At 69.0% G+C, this 14616-nt stretch carries 13 protein-coding genes; 4 read left to right on the top strand and 9 right to left on the bottom strand.

What is annotated here, in order from left to right; translation table 11 throughout:
• Positions 1-171: 171 nt before the first annotated feature.
• Together PIR53_19715 and cysC are read right to left on the bottom strand one after the other, a co-directional pair.
• Positions 172-1338, bottom strand: coding sequence for a nucleotide sugar dehydrogenase (locus PIR53_19715; GenBank protein WZH52228.1), 1167 nt, complete (start codon positions 1336-1338; stop codon positions 172-174).
• A 10-nt stretch (positions 1339-1348) separates the two neighbouring features.
• The gene (gene cysC / locus PIR53_19710; GenBank protein WZH52227.1) at positions 1349-3043 is read right to left on the bottom strand and encodes an adenylyl-sulfate kinase; all 1695 of its coding nucleotides are present in this window, start codon (positions 3041-3043) and stop codon (positions 1349-1351) included.
• 368 nt (positions 3044-3411) lie between these two features.
• Between cysC and PIR53_19705 the strand changes: the two genes are divergently transcribed.
• Both PIR53_19705 and PIR53_19700 read left to right on the top strand, forming a co-directional pair.
• On the top strand, positions 3412-3777 hold the full coding sequence (locus PIR53_19705) for a helix-turn-helix transcriptional regulator (GenBank protein WZH52226.1): 366 nt from the start codon (positions 3412-3414) through the stop codon (positions 3775-3777).
• Positions 3778-3805: 28 nt separating this feature from the next.
• Entirely contained in the window at positions 3806-4564 is a 759-nt protein-coding gene (locus PIR53_19700; GenBank protein WZH52225.1) for a hypothetical protein, read from the top strand.
• A gap of 73 nt (positions 4565-4637) precedes the next feature.
• Here the strand turns inward: PIR53_19700 and PIR53_19695 are convergent, their stop codons facing one another.
• The gene (locus PIR53_19695) at positions 4638-5756 is read right to left on the bottom strand and encodes a nucleotidyltransferase family protein (GenBank protein WZH52224.1); all 1119 of its coding nucleotides are present in this window, start codon (positions 5754-5756) and stop codon (positions 4638-4640) included.
• A gap of 65 nt (positions 5757-5821) precedes the next feature.
• Between PIR53_19695 and PIR53_19690 the strand changes: the two genes are divergently transcribed.
• Positions 5822-6115 carry a DUF2516 family protein gene (locus PIR53_19690; GenBank protein WZH54482.1) on the top strand — a complete coding sequence of 98 codons (294 nt, stop codon included), beginning with the start codon at positions 5822-5824 and terminating at the stop codon, positions 6113-6115.
• A gap of 15 nt (positions 6116-6130) precedes the next feature.
• On the opposite strand, the gene PIR53_19685 is transcribed toward PIR53_19690, so the two are convergent.
• From PIR53_19685 to rfbB, 6 genes are all read right to left on the bottom strand, one after another.
• Complete coding sequence (locus PIR53_19685; protein ID WZH52223.1) at positions 6131-7534, bottom strand: bifunctional dTDP-4-dehydrorhamnose 3,5-epimerase family protein/NAD(P)-dependent oxidoreductase; 1404 nt, start codon at positions 7532-7534, stop codon at positions 6131-6133.
• A gap of 48 nt (positions 7535-7582) precedes the next feature.
• Entirely contained in the window at positions 7583-9616 is a 2034-nt protein-coding gene (locus PIR53_19680; protein WZH52222.1) for an acyltransferase family protein, read from the bottom strand.
• Positions 9617-9664: 48 nt separating this feature from the next.
• Complete coding sequence (locus PIR53_19675) at positions 9665-11128, bottom strand: hypothetical protein (protein WZH52221.1); 1464 nt, start codon at positions 11126-11128, stop codon at positions 9665-9667.
• A 5-nt stretch (positions 11129-11133) separates the two neighbouring features.
• A complete protein-coding gene (locus tag PIR53_19670; protein WZH54481.1) occupies positions 11134-12195 on the bottom strand; it encodes an acyltransferase in 1062 nt (353 codons plus the stop codon).
• 111 nt (positions 12196-12306) lie between these two features.
• Positions 12307-12654: a hypothetical protein gene (locus PIR53_19665; GenBank protein ID WZH52220.1), complete on the bottom strand. Its 348-nt coding sequence runs from the start codon at positions 12652-12654 to the stop codon at positions 12307-12309.
• Positions 12655-12656: 2 nt separating this feature from the next.
• Positions 12657-13655 (bottom strand): dTDP-glucose 4,6-dehydratase, encoded by a 999-nt coding sequence (gene rfbB, locus PIR53_19660; protein WZH52219.1) that lies wholly within the window; start codon positions 13653-13655, stop codon positions 12657-12659.
• 23 nt (positions 13656-13678) lie between these two features.
• Between rfbB and rfbA the strand changes: the two genes are divergently transcribed.
• Positions 13679-14551 carry a glucose-1-phosphate thymidylyltransferase RfbA gene (gene rfbA, locus PIR53_19655; protein ID WZH52218.1) on the top strand — a complete coding sequence of 291 codons (873 nt, stop codon included), beginning with the start codon at positions 13679-13681 and terminating at the stop codon, positions 14549-14551.
• Positions 14552-14616 lie beyond the last annotated feature (65 nt).

Genomic DNA, 14616 nt, shown 5'->3' with positions numbered 1-14616 from the left:
CCCAGAGACGCGACGTGACGGCCGCACGACGCAGCGCCGGGTCCGACGAGCGGCCCGGCGCGTCACAGCAACGCCCTGACGCGCGCTGCGAACGGAGCGATTCTCCGGCAGTTCGTTTCCGCCCGCCCCGTGTTCACCGAGGCGGAACCGGACGGTCTAGACCAGGGCGGATCAGTCCCGGCCGTAGATGTCCCGCGTGTAGACCTTGTCCGCGACGTCGGCCAGCACGTCGGTGCGGCGGTTGGCGATGATGACGTCGGCCCGCTTCTTGAACTCGTCGAGGTCCTCCACGACCTCCGAGTTGAAGAACAGGTCGTCCTCAAGCGACGGCTCGTAGATGACGACCTCGACGCCCTTCGCCTTGATCCGCTTCATGACGCCCTGGATGGACGACGCCCGGAAGTTGTCGGACCCCGACTTCATGATGAGTCGGTAGATGCCCACGGTGGTCGGGTTGCGGCGCAGCACGTCCTCGGCGATGAAGTCCTTGCGCGTCGTGTTGGCCTCCACGATCGCGGAGATGAGGTTCTGCGGCACGTCGGAGTAGTTGGCCTGCAGCTGCTTGGTGTCCTTCGGCAGGCAGTAGCCGCCATAGCCGAACGACGGGTTGTTGTAGTGCGCGCCGATGCGGGGGTCGAGCCCGACGCCCTCGATGATCTGCGACGAGTTGAGCCCGTGCACGGCCGCGTAGGTGTCGAGCTCGTTGAAGTACGCCACGCGCAGCGCCAGGTAGGTGTTGGCGAACAGCTTGATCGCCTCCGCCTCGGTGGCGTCGGTGAAGAGCGTCGGCACGTCCTTCTCGATCGCGCCCTCGATGAGCAGCGCAGCGAACTCCCGGGCCCGCTCCCCCGTGTCGCCGACGACGATGCGGGAGGGGTGCAGGTTGTCGTAGAGCGCCCGGCCCTCGCGGAGGAACTCCGGGGAGAAGATGACCGAGGCGCCCGGGTTCTCCGAGCGCACCCGCTCCGTGAAGCCGACCGGCACCGTGGACTTCACGATGATCGTCGCGTCCGTGTTGACCGCGCGCACGTCGGCGATGACCGACTCCACCGTCGAGGTGTTGAAGTAGTTGGTCCGCTCGTCGTAGTCCGTCGGCGTCGCGACGACCACGAAACGCGCGTCCGCGTACGCCGCGGCCTTGTCCAGCGTGGAGGTGAGGTTCAGCGGCTTCGTCGCGAGGTACTCCTCCAGCTCCCGGTCCTCGATCGGCGACTTGCGGTCGTTGAGGAGGTCCACCCGGTGCTGGTCGACGTCGACGGCGACGACCTCGTGGTGCTGGGCGAGGACGACGGCGTTGGACAGCCCGACGTACCCCAGGCCCGCGACGGCGATCTTCATGGTCGGGAGCCTAACGGCGCACGAGGGCGGGCGTGACCTCTGTGACGAGACGGTCGATGTGATCCGCGCACGCCTCCGCCGCCGCGGGGCCGCGCCGGTAGGGGTCGGCGATGTCCGCGCCGTCCGCGCTAGGCCGGCTGGCGGCGAGTCGTGCGACCGCCTCGCGCGGCGACGTACCGTCCGGGAGGCCGGCGACGCCGCGGGCGAACTGGCCGACGGTGAACACCTTCTTGAACGCGGCCGGGTGCTCCTCGAGCACGAAGGTGCGGTGGCGCGCCTCGGCGGTAAGCACCAGGTCGGCAGCGGCCACCAGCTCTCGGGTCAGCGGGCGGCTGCGGAAGCCCGCGGGGTCGAGCCCGCGCGCAGTCGCCTGGGCCGCCATCTCGGCGTCCATCTCTTTGTCGACAAAGCCGTGCGTGCCCGCGCTCGTCACCTCCACCGACTGCCCCGCAGCGGCCTGGAGGGCCAGCTGCAGGTACGGCGAGCGGCAGATGTTGGCCGTGCACACCACGAGCACCCGGAGCGGGTCGGCCACGGGCTCCGGGGCGGACCGCGGCTCGGAGGCAGCCATGAGACCCACCGCCGCCAGCACCGGCGCGAGAGACGCCTCGACGGACAGGCCGGTGGTGTCGACGACGACGTCCGCGTCGCCGGGCACCTCGTACGGCGCCGAGATGCCCGTGAAGTCGGTGATCTCCCCCGCCCGCGCCTTGGCGTAGAGCCCCTTCCGGTCCCGACGCTCGCACTCCTCGACCGGGGTCGCGACGTGCACGAGCACGAACCGTCCCCCGGCCTCCTCGACCGTGCGCCGCACCTCGCGGCGGGTCGCGTCGTACGGCGCGATCGGGCTGCACACGGCCACCCCGCCGTGCCGGGCGATCTCCGCCGCGACCCAGCCGATCCGCCGGATGTTGGTCTCGCGGTCGGCCGGGGAGAAGGACAGGCCCGCGGAGAGGTTCCGGCGGACGACGTCGCCGTCGAGGCTCGTCACCGTGCGGTCCGTGCGCTCGAGGAGCTCGTCGACCAGCGCGCGGGCGAGGGTGGACTTGCCACTGCCGGACAACCCGGTGAAGAAGACGACCACTCCCTCGGCTCGCGCGTCGGTCGCCGCAGCGGCCGCACCGCTGCCCGCCGGCAGCTCGATGAGGGTGGCACCGTCGGCGTACGCCGCCAGGACCCGCTGCCGCCGCTCGGCATCACGCTCCGCGTCGCCCGTGCGCGCGAGCGGCACCACGACCACGTGGACGTCGGGTACATCGCGGACCGCCGTCACCGTGGAGCGCACCAGCGCGAGCGGGGAGGTGCCGACGGGCCAGCCGGTACCGGCCAGCACCAGGAGGACGACCGGGGCGCCGGCGCCGCGCACGTCCGCCAGCTGGGCCGGGGTCAGCGCTGACTCGACCGGCACGACGACGGCGCCGGGGTGACGGTCCCGCCGCTCGTCGGGGGTGAGCCGCAACCGGCGGAAGGGGCCGTAGGACGGGCGGGAGAGCGGCTCGAGGCGCCCCGCGTCGTGCCCGGTCAGGCTGACCCGCGCGAGGGGCAGACCCTCGGGGTCCACGAGGTCCACGGCCGGCAGCCCGTCCAGGTCGCGAGGGAGCTCCAGCTCGTCGAGGCGCACTGTCGGTGCCAACACCCCCAGCGCCTGCAGCTCGATGTCGTCGAGGAGGCGCGGGCTCGGACTGTGCTGGGGGACGGCTGCCACGGGCTCATCCTGCCAGCGCGGCAGCCGCATCCGGACGACCGTCCGAAGCAGCGGAGCCGCCCTGCCCTCTGGGGTTCGGCAGGGCGGCCCCTGGAGGTCACCCACCCACCGGCCGTCAGGGATTGCCAGCGGCAGACTCGCTCCGACGACAACTGTCCCACGCCAGAGGGCTCCGCACAAAGCAAGTCGGCCGCAACTTTGGGAAGAGTTCCGGCGGCTCGCAACGACCGTTGCCGCCTGCAAGCAGGAGCAAGCGATCCACCATCGCGCCACTCACCCGTTCGGTGGCCGCATTCGCCGCAGCCTGTGCCCCGACTCACGTTACTCAGGGGTTGAGTTTGCTAGCTGGAGTTAGCACCATGGATCCCATGGCAAAGGGCAAGGTCGGCAAGACCGTCGAGACTCTCGGTGAGTACTTGAAGGAGCAGCGCACCTCGGCGCAGCTCTCCTTGAGGCAGCTCGCCGAGCAGGCGGGCGTGTCGAACCCCTACCTGAGCCAGATCGAGCGCGGCCTGCGCAAGCCCTCTGCCGAGGTGCTGCAGCAGATCGCCAAGGCACTGCGGATCTCCGCCGAGCAGCTCTACATCCGCGCGGGCATCGTCAGCCCGACGGACGGCGGAGGTGGCTCCGTCGAGCTCGCGGTGCTCGCCGACCCGAACCTCACGGAGCGGCAGAAACAGTCCCTTCTCGAGGTGTACGCGTCGTTCCTGGCGCTCAACTCCAGCGAAGGCTGATCCCCGCACACAAGCAGAAGGAGTGGACATGGCTGCCACCAAGTTCGACATCAAGTCCGAGGCCCAGAAGGGCCTGTACGCCGGTGCCGGCGTCGTCGACCTCGCCGTCGAGGTCGTTCGGGAGTACGTGAGCACCACGCAGGCCAAGGTGACCGCTTTCCAGGGTGACGTCGAGGCGCGCGTCAAGGGCGTCCAGGCCCGCGCGACCGAGGCCCAGAAGAAGGCGACGAACCTCGAGCTCAAGCCCGAGGCCCTGCGCGACCAGGCCGTCGCGACCGTCAACAAGCGCGTCGAGCTCATCACCAAGGAGGTCGAGGAGCGCCGCGCCGCCATCGAGTCGCGCGTCGCCGACCTCCAGGCCGAGGCCCGCGCCCTGCCGAAGAAGGCCCGCAAGGCGAGCGACGAGTACGTCGCGACCGTGACCGGGGCCTACAGCGACCTCGCGAAGCGCGGCGAGACGCTCGTCGAGCGCATCCGCAAGCAGGAGTCGACCCAGGAGGCCGCCGCCTCGGCGAAGACCACCGCCTCGCGGGCGAAGGCCACCAAGACCTCCGCGAAGAAGACCGCGAGCTCCGCGAAGACCATGGCCAAGACCGCCTCGTCGCAGGCCCGCAAGGCGGCCGAGTCCGCCACGAAGTCGCCCGCCACCAAGCGCGCGACGACCACGACGCGTAAGAAGGCCGCCACGACGAAGTCGACGGCCAAGGCGACCGGCACCACCGCGAAGAAGACCGCCGAGAAGACGGCCACGGCCGTGACCGAGGCCGCGAAGAAGGTCGGCGACTGACGACCGAGCCCGTCAGGGGCTGAGCCAACCGAGGCCGGGAGTGCGTGCGACGCGCTCCCGGCCTCGTGCCGTGTCAGGTGTGACGCCACTCCCGGATGCGGCGTCGCGCCGTCGCGGCGCGCACACGGGCGACCGCCAGCACCGCACCGCCCGTGGTGATCGCCCCGACGTGGCCCAGATCGCTGGGGTGGGCCACGGTCACCGCAGCAAGCCGACGTAGGTCGCCAGTGGTGCTGACTCCGCGAGCCAACCGCCGCGCACCGAGCAACGTCCGGTGTCCGGGGAACCGTCCGGTCGAGACGTCGGGGGCTGACGCTTGCAGCGCCTCCGCTCGCTTGACCGCCCGCGCTGGGGCAAGTCCTCCGTGCTCACCGCCCAATTGAGCTCGCACGACGCCCAGCGTCGCGAGCGCGGCGGCTCCCACCGTGGCGTCCTCCGTGGGGTCCACGGCGTCACCCAGGAGCCGCACGTCGACCAGGCTGCGCAGCGATCCCCACTCGTCCTTCGCCGCATGCATGGCCGAGTGCCGCCACGCATCCGGGACCGACAGGGTCGCGACGTCCCGACCTCCCACCGCGACGGTCGTCCTCCTCGCCCACAAGGTGTCGAACGACGGTGCGGTGCTACGAGCGAGACCGAGGTGCCAGTGCAGGTCGATGGAGAGCCCCGACCGGTGCAGTGCGATCTCGTAGTAGTTGCGCACCGTGTGACGCCAGGCCCATGTCGGCCCGGGTGCGGGGTACGAGCTGTCGGGCGCCCACCCCGCCTGCGCGAGGGTCGCACGCGCCGAGGCGATCTCGGACGGCGGCACGAGGAGGTCGAGGTCGCCCGAGCCACGCGCGGAGAAGTCGCCGTGAGCCTGAGCAGCGAGGGCAAGTCCCTTGAAGCTCAACACCCGCACTCCGGCCGCCGTCAACGCGTCCGTCGCCTGGTGCAGGGCCCGTGCCATGCCGAGGGTGGCGATGCGCTCCCCCCGGGCCGCCGCCTGGATCGCCGCGGCCAGCTCGGGCGTCAGACGGAGCTGCTCCTGGCGCAGCGCGAGGAACACCACGAGACGGTGGCGCTCGGCAGCAGCCAGGAACGCGGCTTCGTCGACCCCGGGCACCGTCGTCCGGACGTCGTCCTCGCCCTGGAGGAGACGGCGCACCGTCTGCCGCAACGCGGCCACGGACTGCTCCGTGTAGGCGACCACGACGTCTCCCTTCTCCTCCCGAGCCCCCGCACACCCTAGTGTTGGGCCTCGTGCTGGTGTACCAGGTGGAATCGTGGGTCATGCTCGCCCTGCTTCTCGCGATCATCGCGGTCAAGGGCTTCACCCTCGTGAGCGCGATCGGGTTCCGCCCCGACGCCTTCGACGCGACGGGCAAGCAGACCAAGTCGACCTGGGTGGGCATCCTCACCGTGGGTCTCGTGCTCGAGCTGGCCACCCTCTTCGTGCCGCTGGGGCTCATCGGGCGGTTGCTCAACATCGGCTTCACGATCGCGGCGCTGGTCTACCTCGCCGACGTGCGCCCCGCGCTCAAAGAAGTCATGCGTCGCCCGCGGTGGTGACCGACGACCCGCGGGTCAGCCCGCCGCGACGTACTCCGCCAGCTGCTCCAGCGCGTCACGCGGCACGAAGCCCGTCCCCTCGATCTTCGTGAGGTCGAGCGCGCTGTGCGTCGGGCGCGGCGCGACCTGCTTGCCCGCGACGTACTCCGCCGTCGTGATCGGCGTGACGTCCTCGCGCGGACGCCCCGAGAGCTCGAAGACCTGCTGGGCGTAGGACGCCCACGACAGGACGGCGCCGGCACCGGTCACGTTGTAGGTGCCGAACGGCGCCTCGACGTCGATCAGGTGCTTGATCGCGCGGGCGAGCTCGGAAGTGAAGGTGAGGCGGCCGTACTGGTCGTCGACCACCGTCGGCGCCACCCCGTTGCCCGCGAGCTTCTGCATCGTGCGCACGAAGTTGCCGCCGTCACCGATGACCCACGAGGTGCGCAGCAGGTAGTGCCGGGGCGCGAGGCCGACGGCGATGTCGCCGGCTGCCTTGGACTGGCCGTAGACGCTGAGCGGCGAGTAGGGCTCGGTCTCCGTGTGGAGCTCGACGGTGCCGTCGAAGACGTAGTCGCTCGAGACGTGCACGAGCGTGAAGCGGTGCTCGGCGGCGAGGCGCGCGAGCGTCGCCGGCGCCGTCGCGTTGGCCGCCCAGCAGGTGACGCGGCCCTCGGGCGTCTCCGCGGCGTCGACGGCCGTGTACGCCGCGGCGTTGAGCACCACGCCGTAGTCGCCCCACGGCCACGCGGCCACCGCGTCGGCGTCGGTGAGGTCGAGCGCCGCGATGCCCTCGCCGGCGACCATGTCGACCCGATCGGCGTCGGGGAACTCGGCGAGGAGCGCCCGCCCGAGCTGTCCGCCCGCACCGACGACGAGGGTCTTGCGCGGCCGCATCGGCGCGACGTCCGCGAGGCGCGGGTTGTTCTGGTCCTTCTCCGATATCTCCGCCTCCGCCAGCGGGATCGGCCAGGGGATGCCCGCCGTCTCGTCGGCGAGGTTGAGCGCCGGGTAGACCTTGCCGGGGACGAAGTGGTCGTTGACCAGGTAGCTGTAGACGGTCCCGTCCTCGAGCGCCTGGTAGGAGTTCCCGACGCCGCGGGGCACGAACACCGCGACCGACTCGTCGATCTCGATCCAGAAGGTCGCCCCGAACGAGTCGCCCTCGCGCATGTCCACCCAGGCAGCGAAGACGCGACCGGTCGCGACAGCGACGTACTTGTCCCACGGCTCGGTGTGGATGCCGCGGGTCGCGCCCTTGGTCGCGTTGTAGGAGACGTTGTTCTGCACCGGGCCGAAGTCGGGCAGGCCGAGCGCCGTCATCTTCGCCCGCTGCCAGTTCTCCTTGAACCAGCCACGCGAGTCCCCGTGGACGGGGAGGCGGACGACCAGGAGGCCGGGGATCGGGGTGGTCTCGACGGCGAGCTCGGTGGTCACGAGAGAATCATCCCACCTACGTGCCGACGCCACCGCGGCCCGCAGCAGTTACGGCGACCCGTCGAGAGAGCCCGACTCGTCAACTGCCTCCTCGATCGCCTCGAGCAAGGCCGGAGCGAGCGCCTCGCTCATCTCGGCAGTGACGTGGTTGGAATCGCGATAGACAAGCCGGTCACCGATGATCGGTCCGCAGGTGTCGCCGTCGCACAACCAATCGGTCAGGTCGACGAACTCGGCGTCCGCGGCAGCTGCGGCCGACTCCTCCACTTTCTGCAGTTCGTCGTCGAAGGCGTCGTGTCGGCCTACAGCGCAGGCGTTGGCATCGTCAAGGTTCGCTGAGAGACATACCGCGGGAACCCCTGGGAACTGAGGAGTGTCCGCGATCACGAGAGATCTGCTTCCAGCGGCCCGGAGACGCTCGAGAGACGACTCCAGGCCGTCTTCCCACTCTCTCGGCAAGTCCGCCACGCTGTCGAAGCCATCAGAGCGCGCGTAGTTGGCGACGACCACGAGGTCCGCCGGGTCGCTGGCGTTCGCACGGATGACGGCGTCGCGCCAGGTATCGCACTGCGTGTAGCGATTGCCGTCGCGCATCTTGACGATGTCTACAGACGGACAAGAGGACTTCGTGTGGACCGTCAGACGAATGCGTCCCATGGCCGCAGCGACTTCGAGCGCCGGGAACCACTGAGCCGCGTGCGAATCACCAAACAAGGTCACGTCCACGGGGGCGGACTCAGGACCGTACACGCATCCGACGGGGTCGGTGTCAGCAAAGTCAGCGTGGCAACCCGTGGCGTAGATGGCCGGGTTGTCGGAAGCTGCGTCCTCGAGTGGAGGTTCCAGGTTGACCGGCACGTAGTTCGTGAACTCCGGCTCCTGAGCGAGCGGTCGCTCTGCTGCCGTCCGGTCGCTGTGCAGCGGTACGAAGTGGAACGCGACGAGCGCGACGGCCGCGGTCGAGGCGGCCACGACCGTCAGAACGGCCGCTGCACCGAGGCTCCGCCCCGCTGACGTCCGTCGCAGGAACGACGCGTTCTGAGCGGGTCTCTCCACGACCTTGAAGAGGACCCAGGAGGCGATGACGCTCGCCAGCACGAGCACGGCAGCCAGGAGCGGCGACAGCTCCCCCGGGTAGTCACCGGCCTGCTTCGGGATCGTGAGGATGGGCCAGTGGACGAGATAGAGCGAGTAGGAGATCGCTCCGATGAACACCATCGGACGAACGCTCAGCAGCCGTCGAGGCCCCGGCCCCTCGGTGTCGCCGAAGGCAATAAGCAGTGCAGTGCCCACGACCGGCACCGTCGCGGCGTACCCGGGGAAGGTCACACTGGAGTCGTACAGCACCGCGGTCACAATGACGAGAGCCAAGCCGGTCCACGCTCCGATGATCCGTAGCGCCTGCGGTACCCGCGGCAGCCGGGCGGCTACTAGAGCCAGCAAGGCGCCGACGCCCAGTTCCCACGCCCGGGTCGGGAGCAAGAAGAAAGCATAGGGCTGGGACACTCCGGTGAGTGCCACGCAGGCGACGAGCGAGCTGACGACGACGCCGACGGTCACGAGGGCCACGCGCGCCTGCGAGCGACGCACGACGGCGTAGGTGCCGACGAGCAGTACGGGCCAGATCAAGTAGAACTGCTCCTCGATACCCAACGACCAGTAGTGCTGGTAGACAGAAGGCGTGCTGTCCGCGAGGTAGTCCGTGCCGTTCTTGGCGAACAGGAGGTTGGGGACGTAGAGCGCCGTCGCGAGGGCCTGCTCGAAAGTCGCGCGCCACTGCAACCGAGGAAGCCAGAGCACCGAAGCAACAAGCGTGAGAAGAAGAACGATGACCGACGCGGGGAGGATGCGGCGGGCGCGTCGCGCGTAGAAAGCGGCGAATTGGACTCGGCCCGTCCTGGTCAGCTCGGACAGGAGATGGTTGGTGATCAAGAACCCCGAGATCACGAAGAAGACGTCGACGCCGACGTAACCTCCGCTGAGCCACGGAAGCCCAGCGTGATAAAGCACCACGAGGCCGACCGCGATGGCACGCAACCCCTGCACATCGCTGCGGAACGGCTGGCGGTGCACCTCGGTCACGAGGGTGCAGCCTAGGTCCTCTGGGTTGCAGTCGGGGTTTCGCGCGCGTCACACTGCGTCAGGACCGGATCTTTCGAGGCAATTCGCTGTACCGGCCGGGCCCACCTGCGCTTCATCTGGAGACTTGTCATCGACGCGACGCGAGATGATGAGGAACGCCAACGCAAAGGCCGCGAGCTGCCCCATCGCCTGCAGCATGGAACCTCGCAGGATGATGAGGAGGAAGAAGGGCAGCACCACGCCGGCCAAGCCGAGCACCCCGGCCGCGTTGAGGTTCGCCGCAAGGTGCAAGTCACCACGCGCCGTTAGGTACCCCATGAGGGCCAGGAACCCGACTACGCCGACCCACCCGAAGTTGATGTACCCCTCCGCCCAGAACGGCGCCGACAGGTTCTGGAACCGGAATCCCTGAAAGTCCGCCACCAGGACACCCGTATCAATCGGCTTGCCTGGCCAGACGCTCCGCGGGACGAAGAACAGCAGCGATCCGAGGATCTGGTTGCCCCAGGTAGCTCCGCTCGCGCCCACATAGTCGTAGGTGTTCACCACTTGAAGAAAGGCGTCGTAGTCACCGCTCGTCGCGAGGCTGAGGACGCCGTCATCAGAACTTCCTCGACTGATGTCAGCGAGAGGAAACACCAGCACCATGCCCGCTACGAGGGCGGCGATGAGCAAGCGGACCCGCGCTGCCGTGGCTATGGCGCCGAACAACACTGCGAGGCTGAGCAGGGTCGTGCCGAAGGTGATGCGAGCACTGGTCAGCGGGTTAACCGTGAATACCACGAGAGCAAAGAGCGCGGCACCGGCGACACCAAGGCCGAATCTGCCAAGCGAGGGGTCTTGAGTCCTGCGCACGCGAAAGACTGCGTGCACAGCGACCAGCGGAAAGACGGTCGCCGACGCAAGGATCAGCGTCGCGAAGTCGCCGGAGAACGCGGCGCTACGCGCAGCGAGGAGGGTCGCTCGATCGGCGACGTGCGCAGCAACTCCGACCTGTACAAGCACTGCCACGCCCAGGAGTAGTGCTAGCCCGGCGAACCACCGGACCCTATCGGGTGCCAGCTCGCGACGGCTACCGCCATCAGAAAGGCCACGCTTCCGGCCGAAGTAGCTGCCGACCTCGAAGCAGATTAGGCCGACGATGACGATCCAAAACGCCGGCGCAACCGCGCTGCGATCGACGTTCGGGATTGTGTTGGGTAGGAGGCCGGTCCGCATCTGCATAATCGGGGCCATACCGAGAAACACGTAGACGAAGACCCAGAAAATGACTCCATACAGGTGCGGGAGCCCGGCGCTCACCAGGATGGACAGCCGAAGCCCGGCCCAGATGGTGATGCCCAGCCCGTAGAACCAGAGACCATATGCGGGCGTACCAGGGCTCTGCGTCGTCAACCAAAAGGGCACCAGCACGCAGAGCAGGGCGGCCGCCAACACGCCAGTCAGCGCGCCCCCCGAGCTCCGCGACCTCTCGGCCGATCGCTCCGGCGTCTCTGTCGAAGTGGCCACCACGCGCGTCACCCTAGGCGACCAGGATCCCTGGTGCCGCCGGATCGGGAAGACTCCCTTCGTGGCGGGCGCGGCAGTTCGAACCAGCGTGGCTGGGCGTACAACCACCCGAGGTGGAACCTCCCGGCTCTGCGTCCCCACCAGTAGGTGACGGCGAGCACGGCTGCAGCCAACAGCACCGGGGAAAGCACCGATAAGACGGGGTCGGACGAGAGTGGGTAAAACCTGCCGGCCGCGCCCGCGATCGGGATGATGAGCAACTGGTGGGTCATGTAAATCGGAAGGGTGGACCTGCCCAGGTTGGCCAGGCGGGCCGAGAAACTCAGCGAGACAGCGAGCGCGACGCCAGCGCACACTCCGGCCACGCGAAGCGCTAGCCCCACTCCCCACTCTTCCTCGACACCCAACCGCTCAGCCCCCGCGTAGGCAACCACCCACACCAGTACCACGCCGCAGCCGATGGGGCGAGAGATCCGCATGGCGGCCCGCAAGTAGAGATCCCGACCGTGGATTGCTGCGAGGAAGAACACGGTGTAGCGAAGCAGACCGTCCCAGCCAGGATTGCCGGTGGCCACGGCGTCGTCTGCGCTCACTGCGCTAGCGACTACCGCCAGACCAACCTGCACGGCTGGCGGGACCCGGAAGGTGGCGGCTGCTTTGGCCAGGACAAACATGAGGGCAAGCACGTAGATGAACCAACCACCGTCAGGCAGCCACAGTCGCGAGAGAAGAACCGCAGGGGCAGGGGTCTCGTCACTGCTAGGAAGCGGTACGAACCAGAGATAGCGGAGCACAACCCACAGGACGTAGACCCACAGGAAGAGCAGGACTTTGGCATTCACCATCTCGCGCCACGAACGTCGGTCCGAGAGCACCCACTTCACGGCGAACAATCCCGCGGCGGTGAAGAACAGCGGCATCCGCATCGTCGCAAGACCGTTAGTGATCCAGAGCCACTCGCCCGCCGCTCCCGCGGCGACGCAGCGTTGGATCGCGTGGTGGAGCACGACAAGAGCTATCGCAAGCCCTCGCGCTACATCTACCCAAGCGATGCGGGTGTCCGACAGCATTGGCACGCGGCGGACGCTACAGCTATCCGGCGCGCCCGTCCTGTGTTCGCCGTTCTGCGGCAGGCCTTCGCCGTGCCCGAATCGTGCGGGCGCGGCACGCGCGCCTCCCGCTCACTCGTCGTCGAGGTCGAAGTGCCGCGCGATGCGCGGGTGCCAACGCTCGCGCTCCTTAGCCGGGTCGGCGGCGTTGCTCGAGGCGTCGACGTCGACCGCGCTGGGCTTGCCGGTCTCGTTGACCGCCCACGCCAAGAGCGGCCGCGACCACGAGTACTGCCCGCGCTCGCCCACGTGCTTCAGCAGCGTCCCCATGTCGGTGGCGGTGTACTTGCGGTCACCGTCGCTGACCGCCTCGGCCAGCTCGCCGTAGGTCATGGGCTCCGTGCCCTCCCGGGCACGCGCCGCGAGGACGCCCTCGGCCCGTCGAGCGAGCTCCGGAATGGACTGCTTCGCGATTGCCACTGTCACTGCCCCTTGGCTGCATAGGTTGCCTCGACCGCCCGCTTGTGCGGACGCCACCAGGCCTCGTTGTCTCGGTACCACTGGACCGTACGTGCGAGGCCCTCGGCGAAGTCACCGTACGCGGGCTGCCACCCCAGCTCGTTGCGGAGCTTGGAGGAGTCGATGGCGTAGCGCAAGTCGTGACCGGCCCGGTCGGTGACGTGGTCGAAGTCGTCAGCGGGTCGACCGAAGGCCTCCAGGATCATGCCGACGACCTCGAGGTTGTTCTTCTCCCCGTCGGCGCCGATCAGGTAGGTCTCACCGATCCGGCCCTTCTGCAGGATGGTCCAGACGGCAGAGGAGTGGTCGTCGGCGTGGATCCAGTCGCGCACGTTGAGGCCGGCGCCGTAGAGCTTCGGACGACCGCCGTCGATGACGTTGGTGATCTGGCGCGGGATGAACTTCTCGATGTGCTGCCACGGCCCGTAGTTGTTCGAGCAGTTGGAGACGGTCGCCTGCACGCCGAAGGACCGCACCCAGGCCCGGACCAGGTGGTCGGAGCCGGCCTTCGACGCGGAGTAGGGCGACGACGGCGTGTAGGGGGTGGCCTCCGTGAAGCGGTTCGGGTCGTCCAGCTCGAGGTCTCCGTAGACCTCGTCGGTCGAGATGTGGTGGAACCGCACCCCGGCCTTGCGGACGGCCTCAAGGAGCACGAACGTGCCCACGAGGTTGGTCTGGATGAACGGGCTCGGGTCGTTCAGCGAGTTGTCGTTGTGGGACTCCGCCGCGTAGTGCACGACGGCGTCGTGGCGCGCCACGAGCGGCTCGACCACGCTCGCGTCGGCGATGTCGCCGACCACCAGCTCGACCCGGTCCGCGGGGAGAGCAGCCAGCGACTCGCGGCTCGCGGCGTACGTCAGCTTGTCCAGCACGGTCACCTGCGCGTCGGCGTGGGCGACGAGGTAGTGCACGAAGTTCGAGCCGATGAACCCGGCACCGCCGGTCACGAGGATGCGCTGCATGGGCGCAACACTAGGCTGCTCCCATGCGCGGAATCATCCTGGCCGGCGGCACCGGGTCGCGACTCCACCCGATCACCCTCGGCGTCAGCAAGCAGCTCGTGCCCGTCTACGACAAGCCGATGATCTACTACCCGCTGACCACCCTCATGCTCGCCGGCATCCGCGACGTCCTCATCATCACGACGCCGCACGACAACGAGGCCTTCCGCCGCCTCCTCGGCGACGGGTCGCAGCTGGGGGTGAGCATCACGTACGCCGTGCAGCCGAGCCCCGACGGCCTGGCCCAGGCGTTCGTGATCGGTGAGGAGCACATCGGGACCGAGTCCGTCGCCCTCGTGCTCGGCGACAACATCTTCTACGGCCCCGGCCTCGGCACTCAGCTGCGCCGCTTCGAGCACATCGACGGCGCCGCGGTCTTCGGCTACCAGGTGGCCGACCCGACGGCATACGGCGTCGTCGACTTCGACGCCTCCGGCGTCGCCACCTCGCTCGAGGAGAAGCCTGCCAAGCCGCGCAGCAACTACGCGGTGCCGGGGCTCTACTTCTACGGCAACGACGTCGTCGGCCGCGCCAAGGAGCTCACGCCGTCGGCGCGCGGCGAGCTCGAGATCACCGACCTGAACCGCATCTACCTCGAGGAGGGCCGGCTGCAGGTCGAGATCCTGCCCCGCGGCACGGCCTGGCTCGACACCGGCACGTTCGACTCGCTCAACGACGCCAGCAATTTCGTGCGCACGCTGGAGGGCCGCCAGGGTCTGAAGATCGGCTGCCCCGAGGAGGTCGCGTGGCGCATGGGCTGGCTGAGCGACGACGAGCTGCGCGACCGTGCCGAGCCGCTGCGCAAGAGCGGGTACGGCGCGTACCTGGAGGGACTGCTCCAGGCCGACCTGGCCTGACCCGGCACCAACGACACGACCGGGCTCGCCGTCCCCCAGGAAGGCGACCCCGGTCGTAGCTCGGG

The sequence above is a fragment of the Nocardioides alkalitolerans genome (assembly GCA_038184435.1).
In the GTDB taxonomy this organism is placed as follows: domain Bacteria; phylum Actinomycetota; class Actinomycetes; order Propionibacteriales; family Nocardioidaceae; genus Nocardioides; species Nocardioides alkalitolerans_A.
This window is presented reverse-complemented; position numbering and strand designations above follow the sequence as displayed.

Coding starts and splice junctions, on each gene's coding strand:
- rfbA (WZH52218.1), top strand. CDS start 13,679: ATGCGCGGAATCATCCTGGCCGGCGGCACCGGGTCGCGACTCCACCCG.
- PIR53_19705 (WZH52226.1), top strand. CDS start 3,412: ATGGCAAAGGGCAAGGTCGGCAAGACCGTCGAGACTCTCGGTGAGTAC.
- PIR53_19715 (WZH52228.1), bottom strand. CDS start 1,338: ATGAAGATCGCCGTCGCGGGCCTGGGGTACGTCGGGCTGTCCAACGCC.
- rfbB (WZH52219.1), bottom strand. CDS start 13,655: ATGCAGCGCATCCTCGTGACCGGCGGTGCCGGGTTCATCGGCTCGAAC.
- PIR53_19700 (WZH52225.1), top strand. CDS start 3,806: ATGGCTGCCACCAAGTTCGACATCAAGTCCGAGGCCCAGAAGGGCCTG.
- PIR53_19670 (WZH54481.1), bottom strand. CDS start 12,195: ATGCTGTCGGACACCCGCATCGCTTGGGTAGATGTAGCGCGAGGGCTT.